The following is a 12,855-nucleotide window of genomic DNA, read 5'->3' on the forward strand; positions in this document are numbered from 1 at the left end:
AAGGATTGGCCTGAGGAAACCAATCGAAACTTCGCCAACAACCCAACTGTCCAGACCCTTAGACCTCTCGGCGGATGTTCTGCCGGGGCAGCTCCATGCAGCGGAGAAAGACGAGGATCGAGATGACGATGACAGTGGGAGATTTTCTGGTTGAGCGGCTCAGTGAATGGGGCGTTACGCGAATTTTTGGTTATCCGGGCGACGGGATCAACGGCGTGTTCGGCACGCTGAGTCGGGCCAAGGGCAAAATCGAATTCGTTCAGGCGCGGCATGAAGAAATGGCCGCGTTCATGGCCTCGGCACACGCGAAGTTCACCGGCGAGCTGGGTGTGTGCATCGCCACTTCCGGCCCCGGCGCCTCGCACCTGATCACCGGCCTCTATGACGCGCGCATGGACCACATGCCGGTGCTCGCCATCGTCGGCCAGCAGGCACGCACGGCACTGGGCAGTCACTATCAGCAAGAGCTTGATCTGGTGTCGATGTTCAAGGATGTCGCCGGGGCATTTGTGCAGCAGGCCTCGGCGCCTTCGCAGGTGCGGCATTTGCTCGATCGGGCCGTGCGCACGGCCGTGGGAGAACGCCGGGTGACCGCGCTGATTCTGCCCAACGATTTGCAGGAACTGAAGTATGAAGCACCGGCTCGCGCGCATGGCACCGCGCATTCCGGGGTGGGTTACACGAAACCCAAAGTGCTGCCTTATGAAGAGGATCTGCAGCGCGCCGCCGATGTTTTGAATGCGGGCGAGAAGGTCGCCATTCTGGTTGGCGCCGGGGCATTGCAGGCGACGGATCAAGTCATCGCCGTGGCGGAGAAACTCGGTGCCGGCGTCGCCAAGGCATTATTGGGCAAAGCCGCGCTGCCCGATGATCTGCCTTGGGTCACCGGTAGCATCGGCCTGCTCGGCACCGAACCGAGCTACAAACTGATGAGCGAATGCGACACTTTGCTGATGATCGGTTCGGGTTTTCCGTATTCGGAGTTTCTGCCCAAAGAAGGCCAGGCGCGCGGCGTGCAGATCGATTTGCAGCCCGACATGCTCAGCCTGCGTTATCCGATGGAGGTCAATCTGGTCGGCGACTCGGCGGAAACCCTCGCCGCGTTATTGCCACTGCTCGAACAGAAAACCTCCAACAAGTGGCGCAAGAAAATCGAAGGCTGGCGCAGCAGTTGGGAGAAATCCCTGGAAAGACGCGCCATGGCCAAAGCCGACCCGGTCAACCCGCAACGGGTGGTCTATGAGCTGTCGCCACGCTTGCCCGATGAGGCCATCATCACCAGCGACTCTGGCTCCTGCGCCAACTGGTTCGCCCGTGACCTGAAAATCCGCCGTGGCATGCAGTGCTCGTTGTCCGGTGGCCTGGCGTCCATGGGCGCCGCAGTGCCTTACGCGATTGCCGCCAAGTTTGCTTATCCCGAGCGTTCAGTGATTGCGCTGGTGGGCGATGGAGCAATGCAGATGAACAACATGGCCGAACTGATCACCGTCGCCAAATATTGGCGGCAATGGGCGAGTCCGAAATGGATCTGCGCGGTGTTCAACAACGAGGATCTTAATCAGGTCACGTGGGAGCAGCGAGTGATGGAGGGCGATCCGAAGTTCGAAGCGTCGCAAAGTATCCCGGACGTGCCTTACCACTTGTTCGCCATTTCCATTGGCCTGAAAGGCATCTTTGTCGATCGCGAAGAAGACGTCGCCGCTGCGTGGGAAAAGGCATTGGCCTCGGAAGTGCCGGTGGTGATCGAGTTCAAGACCGACCCGAACGTGCCGCCCTTGCCGCCGCACATCAAGCTTGAGCAGGCGAAGAAATTCGCCACGACGTTGCTCAAGGGCGATCCGGATGAAGCCGGGGTGATCGTGCAAACCGCCAAACAGGTGCTCGGCGCGGTGCTGCCCGGCAAAAAAATAACAGGTTAACGCACAGGTTTGATCGTTCCCACGCTCTGCGTGGTAATGCAGCCCGTGACGCTCCGCGTCACTGGACACGGAGCGTCCCTTGAGGCATTCCCACGCAGAGCGTAGGAACGATCAGGCAGGAGAAACCCGCAGGTGTGCTTTTGATTTTCATCGGCTGTGCAGGCTGGAGTCTGGGACGCGAGCACTGGCCGGTATTTCCGGTAGAGGGCACGCATTTGCAGCGCTACGCCGCGCGACTCAACGGCGTGGAAATCAACAGCTCGTTCTACCGCCCGCATCGCCGGCAAACCTATGAGCGTTGGGCCGATGGCGTACCGGAGGCCTTCCGTTTTTCGGTGAAAATGCCCAAACACATCACCCATGAATTACGCCTGGCAGGTTGCGAGGCGGCGCTGGACAGGTTTCTGGCTGAATGCGGCGGTCTGGGCGAACGCTTGGGCTGCTTGCTGGTGCAGTTACCACCTTCGCTGGCGTTTGACGCCGCCAGCGCCGAAACCTTTTTCACGACATTGCGCGAGCGCTTCTCCGGCGCGGTGGTGCTTGAGCCAAGGCATGAATCGTGGGTCAGCGCCGAGCCTATATTAATGACTCACCGGATCGCCCAAGCAGCAGTCGATCCTTTGCGCATCAGCCGTGATATTTCGCCAGGCGGCTGGGCGGGAACACAGTATTGGCGCCTGCACGGCTCACCGCGCATTTACCACAGCGCCTACGATTCACCTTATCTGCAACACCTCGCACACGCCTTGCTGTCAGCGACCGCTGCAGGTGCCACGACCTGGTGCATTTTCGACAACACCGCCAGCGGCGCAGCACTGGGCAATGCCCTGGCGCTGGCCACACTGACGGCCGATTGGGAGCAGATATGTGCGGCCGTGAAACTCAACCCGGCGAAGAAACCCTCACCCTAGCCCTCTCCCAGAGGGAGAGGGGACTGACCGAGGTGTTTGTGCAAGTAACGCCGACTTGAAATACCGAGTTGAACGCAAGATTTGAAAAGCACACAAATCGACTCCCTTTCCCCCTCGCCCCCCTGGGGGAGAGGGCTGGGGTTGATCTGGCTTAATGATTCTGGACACCCCTAAAGGGCGTTAATCTACGCCCAACGATGAGGTGTGATTTGACCAGACGATATTTTTCAACAGATTTCAAACGGGATGCGGCTTGCCTGGTTTTGGATAAAGACTATTCGGTGAGTGAAGCCTGTGAAGCAATGGGCGTGGGCCCTACAGCTCTGCGCCGCTGGGTTGAACAACTGCGTGCGGAGCGCAGCGGCAAGACGCCTGAGAAGTCCAAGGCCATGACCGTTGACCAACAACGCATCCAAGAACTGGAAGCAACAATTCGACGGATTGAGCGCGAGAAGGAAATTTTAAAAAAGGCTACAGCTCTCTTGATGTCGGATTCCCTCGATCGGTAAGGCTGGTCGAGGAGTTAAGCGAGCAATATCCAAGATCCGAGTTGTGTGGCGTGTTTGGCATCAACCGCAGCAGTTATTACGAGCGTCTGAAACAGCGGGCGAAAGTGCATGTCGGGCGCGATCGCCTAAAGATCAAGGCTGCCGAATTACATGAGCAAAGTCGCGGCTCAATGGGCGCGCGCAGCCTGTCAAAAGCGCTGTGTAACGAAAAAGAGTCGGTAGGTCGTTACATGGCTCGTAGCCTGATGCGCGAGCTCGGTTTGAAGAGCCAGCAACGGCGCAGGCATCGGTACAAACCCAGCGGTGCGGAGGCGCAATACGCCCCCAATCATTTGGAGCGTAAATTCAATGTCGAGGCCCCCAATCGAGTGTGGTGTGGCGACGTGACTTACATTTGGGCCGGTACTTACTGGGTTTATCTGGCTGCTGTACTTGATCTGCATGCCCGCCGCATCGTCGGCTGGGCGATGTCCAGAAGTCCGGATTCAGCTCTGACCTGTCGAGCGTTAAAGATGGCTTTCGAGTCGCGAGGACGCCCTGAAAACCTAATGTTCCATTCGGATCAGGGCTGTCATTACAGCAGTAAAGTGTTTCGTGAAACGCTGGCGGACATGCGCATAAAACAAAGCATGAGTCGACGGGGAAACTGCTGGGATAACGCTCCGATGGAACGTTTCTTTGGCAGTTTGAAATCTGAATGGATACCCAAGGCTGGTTACCGAAACGAAGACGAAGCCAGCACCGATGTGTTGCGCTACCTGACCCACTATTACAATCGGATCAGGCTGCACAGTTACAACGGATATCGGACTCCGGTAGCAATGGAAGCCTTGGCAGCATGAGAAATGACCTAAACCCTATAACCGTGTCCAGTATCGTTTGACCAGATCAGGTGAGGGGGTAGATCGAACAGACTGCCGCGATCTCCTTCAATACCACTAATTACCATCAGCCACTTTGCGCTCTATCTCATCGATCTTGCGCTGCAGCGTCTCGGCGTCCTGCTCCTTCACTCTTGTGGACGAGGGCGTGATGACTTCATCCACGGCTGCGCTGTCATCGTCCCGGTCTTCAAGATCGCGCTCGACAACGTTCACCGGTTTGCCGGACGTATCGGTGGGCGGGGCGTTCGGGGTTTTATCGTTGCTGTTCATTTTGCTGACCTCCAGTGGTGTAAACATTGGAGGCAGGCAGTGCGGCAGGCGTTCGATATTTTTGCCAGGTTATGCCGAATGGCGCCCTCCCGTGATGAAGAGGGCGCGCACGGTGTTCAATCCTTGAGAATGTCGCGATCCTTGGTTTCCGGCAGGAAGAACGTGCCCAGTATCGCTGTCATCACCGCAATCACGATCGGATACCACAAGCCGTAGTAGATATCCCCGGTCGCGGCGACCATGGCAAACGCCACCGTCGGCAGGAAGCCACCAAACCAGCCGTTACCGATGTGATACGGCAGCGACATCGAGGTATAGCGGATGCGGGTCGGGAACAGCTCGACCAGCCACGCGGCAATCGGGCCATAAACCATGGTCACGTAGATCACCAGCACGGTCAGCAGGAGCAATACCATTGGGTAGTTGGTTTTCGCCGGGTCGGCTTTCTCCGGATAACCGGCTTCCTTGAGCGCGGTGCCGAGGGTCGCGGTGAACGCATCGTTGCGGGTCTTGAAGTCGGCGGCCTGCAGGGCGCTGCCTTCGAAACTCTCGACGACTTTATCGCCGATGCGCACTTGTGCGACGGTGCCCGGCTCGGCAATCACGTTCTCATACGGGATCGCCCGTTTTGCCAGCAGGGTCTTCGCCAGGTCGCAGGAACTGGTGAATTTGGCCTTGCCCACCGGGTCGAACTGGAACGAGCACTGATCCGGGTTGGCGATCACTTTGACCGGGTTCTTCTCCTGGGCGATAAACACATCAGGGTTACCGTACTGGGTCAGCGCGTGGAAGATCGGGAAGTACGTCAGCGCCGCCAGCATGCACCCGACCATGATGATCGGCTTGCGCCCGATCCGGTCGGAAAGGCTGCCGAAAATCACGAAGAACGGCGTGCCGATCAGCAGCGAACCGGCGATCAACAGGTTGGCGGTTTGCGGGTCGATCTTCAGCGTCTGCAGCAGGAAGAACAACGCGTAGAACTGCCCGGTGTACCAGACCACCGCTTGCCCGGCCGTGCCGCCGAGCAATGACATGATCACCACTTTGAGGTTGTCCCAGCGCGCGAAGGATTCGGTCAGCGGCGCTTTCGACGCCTTGCCTTCAGCTTTCATTTTCTGGAACACCGGTGACTCGCTCAGCTGCAGGCGGATGTACACCGAGACGATCAGCAGCAGGATCGACAACAGAAACGGAATCCGCCAGCCCCACGCTTCGAAGGCTTCAGTGCCCAGCGTCGTGCGGCAGGCGAGGATCACCAGCAGCGACAGAAACAGGCCGAGGGTCGCGGTGGTTTGAATCCACGAGGTGAAGAAGCCGCGCTTGTTGCGCGGCGCGTGTTCGGCCACGTAGGTCGCGGCGCCGCCATACTCGCCGCCCAACGCCAGGCCTTGGAGCAAGCGCAAAGTGATGAGGATGACCGGCGCGGCAACACCAATGGTCGCGTAACCGGGCAATATGCCGACAATTGCGGTGGAGACGCCCATGATGACGATGGTGATAAGGAAGGTGTGTTTGCGCCCGATCATGTCGCCGAGACGGCCGAACACAATGGCTCCGAACGGCCGCACCGCGAACCCGGCGGCGAAGGCAAGCAGGGCGAAGATAAACGCGGTGGTTTCGTTAACGCCAGCGAAGAAGTGCTTGGCGATGATCGCTGCCAGAGAGCCATAAAGGTAAAAGTCGTACCACTCGAAAACCGTGCCCAAGGATGAAGCGAAGATAACCTTGCGCTCCTCCTTGGTGATGCCGCCGCTGCGCGGTGGACTGCCGGTGGATGCTGTGTCGATTGTGGCCATGGGTGTTCTCCGTCGTGCTTATTGTTGTAGGCCGGAGTCCCTCGTTACTGCTTGTCGCACTCTGGCCTTGTGGCATATGCCGCCATTGCTCCCGCGTGAAACTTGCACAGTCTGACCGCCTCGCATCGCTGCAAGGTTTCCTGAAGCATAATCAGCTTTTGTCAGATATCCACTCGCGAACTTGACCGTAGTGGCGATTAAAGATCACTCGCCGGCGGCCGATACCTGCCGACCAGCCCAATCAGAATTCATTTTTCAGGGAAGATGCCCATGAGTGCTTCATTGCAGAGCGCTGCCGCGCAAATCCGTCAGGCCGTACGCGTCGCCACCGAAGGTCTTGTGGGGCGTGAGCAGTTGGCCGAACTGATTGTTCTGGCCGCCGTGGCACAGGAGCATATTCTGGTCATCGGCCCACCAGGCACCGCGAAAAGTGCAGTCGTGCGCCGGGTTGCGCAATCGATGGGCGGGCGCTATTTCGAGTATCTGCTGGGGCGGTTTACCGAACCTTCGGAACTGTTCGGCGCGGTCGACCTGAAAAAGCTTCGCGAAGGCACGGTGGAAACTGACGTCAGCGGCATGCTGCCTGAAGCCGATATCGTTTTCCTCGATGAGGTGTTTCTCGGTTCGACGGCCATTCTCAACACGCTCCTTGGCGTGCTTAACGAGCGGCGCTTCCGGCGTGGGCATACGCAGATTCAGTGCCCGCTGCGGGTCTGCGTCGGCGCCTCCAACGGCTTGCCCGACGATGAAGCGTTGGCGGCGTTTGGTGACCGCTTCCTGCTGCACCTGTTTGTCGAGTCTGTGCCGGACAATCAGCTGGAAGCGATGCTCGCCGGCGGCTGGCAGTCCGAGCAACGCCCGGTTCAACAGTTGCTCGGTCTGAGCCAGCTCGACACTCTGGGTCAGGCTCTGAAGAGCGTTGACCTGAGCTCCGTGCGCCCGGCGCTGGCCCAAGCCATTCGCCGCTTGCGTGAGGCCGGCATTCAGTTGTCGGATCGACGCATCGTCAAGTCCCAGCGCCTGATCGCTGCCGCCGCGTTGCTCGGTGGTCGAGTGGAGGCCAGTGCCGCCGATCTGTGGCCGCTGCTGTATGTGTTGCCAACCAAGGAAACCCAGCAGCACGGCCGCGAGGTGCTCCGCGAGATGTTCACCCAGTCGAGCAACCGCCATCTGTTCAGCGCGGTGGAGGAGGCGACCCTGCAGCCGATGTCGCGGGTCAGCCGCCTGCTGGAAACCGCCGAGGATTATCTGGCGCGCACTGAACCGCCGGCCGGTGCCTTGCTGGAGGGGCTGCTGCGTGAGATCGACGCCAACTTCAACGACCTGACCATCCCGGCGACGTTGCACGACGTTCGCGGCCAACTCGCCCGTTTGCTGACGACTGCCGCATGAATGGCAAAGCGCTGAGTTGGCGCTGGCGCTCGCGGCCGGTGGCAGTGGCGCCGCAGGCTGCCGTGGCGTGGGGCGAAGCCGCCCGGCGTCTGCATGCGCGATTGCTGGCGATACCGGATGAACAGGCCACGCGCCTGCATGCCACCGCCAATCGCGACGTGCTGCTGGTGAGCGGCGCGGCGGCGGATCTGCCGTGGGTCGATGGCGTTGCCTATGCGGCGATGGACGAGCGTGCGCCCGGGCTGTGGTTACCCACCAGTTGGGAGCCGGATGTACCGACCGACCTGCTGGCGCACGCGTTGTCGCACCGCTTCTCGCGGGCGCCGCTGCTGCTGTGGCGTGATCCATCGGCGGTGGTACCGCTCGATCGGCAATTGCCGGTGAGCGCAGAACATTTGCAGCGAATTGACGATTTTTGGGCGGGGCGCTGATGCAGTTACCTGAATCTCTGCAACCGTGGCGCGAATGGCTGGAGTGGTTCGCCCCACAACAACTGCCGCTTTTCGCCGATCTGCTTGGACGGCTCAACCCGGTACTGGGCCCGCTGCGCGGTGTGCAACAGGGCGGCGTGCCCGAGCCCGATGGCTTGGGCGATTTACAGAGGCGCGGGCCGTATGACCGGCTGCTGACCAGCGAATGGCTGCTGGCCGACGAAGTGCCCGACGAGTTTCTGCGCCGCGCGGCCGTGGGCGAACATCTGTTCCTCGCGCCGCAATATCGCGCGCAGCAAGCCAGTCGCCGGATTGTCGTGCTGTTCGATGCCGGGCCGTTGCAACTGGGCGCCGCACGCTTGGTGCACATGGCGCTGGTGATCCTGCTGGGACGTCGCGCGAAAGAGGCGGGTGCCGAACTGCGTTGGGGCATTTTGCAGCAGGAGCCAGCCTTGCATGAGGTCGATTCGGCGGCGCAGCTCAAACGATTGCTCGGTGCACGGACCTTCTCCACGGTGAGCGATGCGCATTGGCAGGCGTGGCGCAGTTGGCTGCATAGCGCGTCAATGCCGGTCGGCGAATGCTGGCTGGTGGGGCAACGTCTGCCGGCAACAGACCGGCAGACTTGCAGCCATCGCGTGCAAATCGCGCGAAGTCTTGATGGTTGCAGCCTGTCTGTGCACTTGCAGGCAACGGACACCCGTCGCGTGCTATTACCGATGCCCGCTGAGCGTGCGGCCCTGCAACTGCTCAAAGGGCAGTTTGAGGGCGAAATCGTAAAGGCTGCGCCGACGGCCAAAGGTTGTGTGCCGCGGGTGTCGCTGACGCTACAGCCGGTGATTTCCAGCTCCGGCAGCCATGTCGCGCTGAAAATGCTCGATGAGCCCGGCATGGTGGTGATCAAGCTACCGGCGCAATACCAGAAAAAACCATTGGAAGTTCGTCGTAACCTCTGGAGCGCAGGACGTACGCCGCTGACGGCGCTGTTTTTTGGGGGCGCCATCGGGGCGGTCATGAGCGACCCTTTGCAACTGACATTCTGGAGTATTCCCGGTCTGAATCCGGTGGATAAACCGGGCCCGGAGGAGTTGAAGCTGCCGCCGGGCACGGGCAACTTCCTCCCGGCGGTCGGTTTGCATAGTCGCTCTGAAAGGCGATTGTATCTGCTCGATACTCAAGGGCATCTGGCCTACTGGACCGTGAAAAGGGACAAAAATATCGCCGCCCCGGAAACCCGCCAGACCCATCGCCTGGCGACCGATGTGATCGCCATGGCCAAGATGGCCGGTGATGCGATGGTCTATGTATGTCGTTCAGGCGGTCGGTTGTTCGCCCATCCTGTGCGTCTGGACACCGGGGCGAAGCAACCGTATGGATTGGGCCTTGCCGAAGGCGTCAGCCAGGTGCTGTTTGCCGGCATTCAGCGCGGGCGCAGCGCGTTCGGCGGCTGTGCATTGCTCACGATGAAAAACGACTGTGAGAGCTGGCGTGTGTACTCGGCCAATGACTTACCATCAGCGGCGCAATGCATCGATCTGGCCCGCGGCTGGAAAGGTATCGGTCTGCTGCAAGACGACAACGAGTGTTACTTGCTGTTGATGATCAGCCCCGGTCAGCAGGCCATCGCCCTCTGGCACGGCGATGACATGGAGACGTTGTTCACCACCAGCGAGGTGATTGCCAAGGTCAGCTTCTGTCCGTTGAGTGGTCTGGTGGCTGTGCTGACCAGCGCCCGCGAACTGCTGGTGTACGCGGTGCCGCAGCGCCTCCTGCGTTTGCAGGTGTTTTGTAATGAACAGCCGAAAAACAAGGACGACAGCCATGCTTGAAAACGCCGCGGCGTTGATCCGCCGCCCGGTCTTGAGCGGTCACCAGCGCATTGAGGGCCTGTGGTTTGCCGCTGAACGTTTCGCCCAGCACGAACGCGAGCGGTTGATCATCGAGCATTGGCAGACCGCTGCCAGCGCTTACCGTTTCGCCGATGGTGATCTGCTGCGCTTTGCTCAGCCACTGACCGTGCAGTGCGAGACCTTGCTCGGCTGGCCGTTGATTCGTCAGGGCAAGACGCTGTGTTCAGCCGTACTCGACCCGCAGGAAATGCGCGATCTGCCGGCCGCCGATCTCTGGCTGGTGCGCGGCAGCCATGTCAGTGCTCTGCATCTGCGCGATGCCGACGTGTTGGCGCCGGGTGAGTGGATTGATATCAGTGGCGTGACGTTGCTCGACACCTATGACTGTCGCAACGTATTGCCGCCGCCAGTGCTCGAGCCGTTGGAAGTCACCAGCGATGTGCGCGAGATTCTTGGCAAAAACCTGAAACCGGTCAGCCCCGAGCAGCAAAAGACTCTGCAAGCGCTGATCGCGCGTCAGCAGAAGGCGCCGCAGGTATCGCCCGATGCCGCCGTATCACCGGCGAGCGCCGGCTGGACAGTGCCTGATGACGCGCCTCTGCCGTGGCTGAAACTCAGTGTGACGCTGGTGTTGCTGGTGGCGGTGTTCTGGATGGGCGCTCAGGGCCGGCACACCGAGGTGAACGCCGTGACGCCCGCGCCGGCGACGTCGCTGTCGGTGCAGATCGGTGCTGTCGTGGTGGGCACGCTGATTGCCGGGGTCGCGTTGACCCTGTTGCTGTTCGGGTTGCGTCATCTGTTGCGGCGCGTGGCGTCGGTGCCGTTGCCATTGCCGGGTGCGCCGACCCACTCGGCCACAGACATTGCGCCGCGGGCGCGGCCACACCAACATAAACCAGCGCTGTGGCGTCGCTGGGTGACGCGCCTGACCCGGCACTCGCGGCTGTCTGCGCTGTACGGCAGGCGTCAGGCAGCCTATATGCAGCGCATGTTCGAGATGTTCGAGAACGGCGATTATGAAGAGGCGCTGCGCCATGCGATTCCGCTGGGCGGTGGCGAGCACAGAGGTGAGCAGTCATTCGGCACCCCACAGCGGCGTCAGGATCTGTCGATCAGCCAGCACCAGGGGCTCGCCCGCTCGATGGTCTTCGAGCAAGACGTCGAGGGGCATCTGCGCCAGATCTACCGCCAGACCTTCCAGCGGCTCGACCGTGAAGGCCGGATAGAGGAGGCGGTGTTCGTCCTCGCCGAACTGCTCAAGGTGCAGCAGGAGGCGCTCGACTATCTGGAAAAACACGGCCGCCAACAACAGGCCGCCGACCTCGCGCTGGCCTGGGACATGCCCGCTGCGACCATCGTGCGTCTGCTGTGCCTGGCCGGTAACTGGCAACGCGCCTTGCTGGTGGCGCGGCGCGATGAAGCCTTCGCTGATGCTGTGGCGTTGCTCCAGGACAAATGGCCGTTATACGCCGAGCGCCTGCGTCTGGAGTGGGCCGAATCCTTGGCACGCAAAGGCCTTTGGTTGCAAGCCGTCGAGGTTGTCTGGCCGCTGCTGGCAGAGCGCGAGCGCGCCACGCAATGGTTGTTGAATGCCGAAATGGCCGGTGGCAGCCTGGCACTTGGAGCGCTGGTGAAACGGGCAATTCTGCTCCCCGACACCTTGTTCGCGTACGCCGATCAGGTCGAGCAATTGCGTGATGATCCTGCCCGCTACGCCGAGCGGGCGGCACTGGCCGAAAGCCTGTTGCAGCACAAGGCGCACGCCACCGAGTTGGCCTGGTTGGCGAGCGCCACCGTCCACGCGATTATTGCCGATCAGGTGGGCGGGCAGGGGCGTTTGTCTCTGCTGCAGTTGCAGGCACTGGTCAGCATGAGCAAGGACAAACTATTGCAGGCCGACCTGCCGCAGCAACTGCCCGCACGACCTGCACCCTACACGCAGGTCACCGGCAGCGAACCCCTGCAATGGACTGCGCCGGACATGGGCAGCCGAATGATCCGGGACGCCGTGCCGCTAACCGATCAGCGCTACTTGCTGGCATTGGGCGAGGCCGGCGCAGTGGTGGTCGATGCGCATGGCAACACGCTCTACCAATTCGCAATGCCTGCGCAATACATCGTTCTGGCCCATGGGCGGCAGGTCGCATTGCTTGTCGCTCGGCGCAATGAAGTATGGCGTATCAGCAAAGTGGATCTGGTCACGCGCGTCGCAACGGATCTCGGCGTGCAGATGTTCAGTGCGTTCAGCCGCACATTCAACGGTTCGAACTGGACCATCGGCCGTGGGCGACAACTGCGGGTGGTGGATGTCGATCGTGGATTCGAAACCCTGTGGCACGTGAGCGATTTGCCCGGAGAGGTCATTGGCATGAAGGATGACGCGTGCAACGAATCTGTATGGTTGAGTGATGCGCAAGCGGGCCTGGAGTTGTGGCACTACCGGTTACCTGAGCGACGACTGATGAAGCGAATGCCGGTGCCTGCGTTGGGTATCGACCAGCAGTACTTGCTCAGCGCTGACGGGCGATTGGAGTTCATGCGTGTGGAGCGTGAAAGCGACGAGGTTTCGGTTCTGGTGTTCGGTGGTGGGACTGATTGCAACAACTACAGCCTGCCGGATTGTGACTTCGAGCAAGACCATGATGAGTTGGTGGAAGTGCATTTGCATGAGCACTGCCGGCTGATCGGTTACCTGATCAACGACCACGACATGCGCTGGCACTTCATCGCCAGGACCAGCAACCGCCTCGTTGCGACACTGCAATGGCCTCGACAGGGTGTGCGGGTACGTTGTGTCGGTAGCGATTTCCTGCTGTTTGATGATCAGGGACGCTTGAGCCATTTCAATATGGACAATGTCACGCAACACAACCTTTCGCTGAACTGAGTGGTG

9 protein-coding genes are annotated in these 12,855 nt (G+C 60.5%); 7 read left to right on the plus strand and 2 right to left on the minus strand.

The features are described 5' to 3' along the window. Nucleotides 1–122 precede the first annotated feature (122 nt). The 3 genes from LOY43_RS12860 (at nt 123) to LOY43_RS12870 (ending at nt 4,181) form a co-directional block, all read left to right on the plus strand. Nucleotides 123–1,919 (plus strand): thiamine pyrophosphate-requiring protein, encoded by a 1,797-nt coding sequence (locus LOY43_RS12860; protein WP_258709778.1) that lies wholly within the window; start codon nt 123–125, stop codon nt 1,917–1,919. A 140-nt stretch (nt 1,920–2,059) separates the two neighbouring features. Beyond that, the gene (locus LOY43_RS12865; protein WP_258709927.1) at nt 2,060–2,830 is read left to right on the plus strand and encodes a DUF72 domain-containing protein; all 771 of its coding nucleotides are present in this window, start codon (nt 2,060–2,062) and stop codon (nt 2,828–2,830) included. Nucleotides 2,831–3,027: 197 nt separating this feature from the next. Then, nucleotides 3,028–4,181 (plus strand): IS3 family transposase gene (locus LOY43_RS12870; protein ID WP_320413737.1). Its coding sequence is split into 2 segments (ribosomal slippage): nt 3,028–3,301 and nt 3,301–4,181, totalling 1,155 coding nucleotides; the frame shifts between segments, so codons are not numbered across the junction. A gap of 96 nt (nt 4,182–4,277) precedes the next feature. On the opposite strand, the gene LOY43_RS12875 is transcribed toward LOY43_RS12870, so the two are convergent. Continuing rightward, a complete protein-coding gene (locus tag LOY43_RS12875) occupies nt 4,278–4,493 on the minus strand; it encodes a hypothetical protein (RefSeq protein WP_258709779.1) in 216 nt (71 codons plus the stop codon). 116 nt (nt 4,494–4,609) lie between these two features. Beyond that, nucleotides 4,610–6,289, minus strand: a complete 1,680-nt coding sequence (locus LOY43_RS12880; RefSeq protein WP_258709780.1) for an MFS transporter — start codon at nt 6,287–6,289, stop codon at nt 4,610–4,612. Between the two features lie 270 nt (nt 6,290–6,559). Here LOY43_RS12880 and LOY43_RS12885 point away from each other — a divergent pair, with 270 nt between their 5' ends. The 4 genes from LOY43_RS12885 to LOY43_RS12900 are packed head-to-tail and all read left to right on the plus strand — an operon-like array spanning nt 6,560 to nt 12,849. Then, complete coding sequence (locus LOY43_RS12885) at nt 6,560–7,681, plus strand: AAA family ATPase (RefSeq protein WP_095049974.1); 1,122 nt, start codon at nt 6,560–6,562, stop codon at nt 7,679–7,681. Further along, nucleotides 7,678–8,112, plus strand: a complete 435-nt coding sequence (locus LOY43_RS12890) for a hypothetical protein (RefSeq protein ID WP_095049975.1) — start codon at nt 7,678–7,680, stop codon at nt 8,110–8,112. The genes LOY43_RS12885 and LOY43_RS12890 overlap by 4 nt, the downstream gene beginning before the upstream one ends. Continuing rightward, nucleotides 8,112–9,941 carry a hypothetical protein gene (locus tag LOY43_RS12895; protein ID WP_258709781.1) on the plus strand — a complete coding sequence of 610 codons (1,830 nt, stop codon included), beginning with the start codon at nt 8,112–8,114 and terminating at the stop codon, nt 9,939–9,941. The genes LOY43_RS12890 and LOY43_RS12895 overlap by 1 nt, the downstream gene beginning before the upstream one ends. Further along, nucleotides 9,934–12,849, plus strand: coding sequence for a bpX6 domain-containing protein (locus tag LOY43_RS12900; protein ID WP_258709782.1), 2,916 nt, complete (start codon nt 9,934–9,936; stop codon nt 12,847–12,849). Before LOY43_RS12895 ends, LOY43_RS12900 begins: the two co-directional genes overlap by 8 nt. Nucleotides 12,850–12,855: the final 6 nt, after the last annotated feature.

It is taken from the genome of Pseudomonas sp. B21-041 (assembly GCF_024748675.1).
GTDB lineage: Bacteria > Pseudomonadota > Gammaproteobacteria > Pseudomonadales > Pseudomonadaceae > Aquipseudomonas > Aquipseudomonas neuropathica.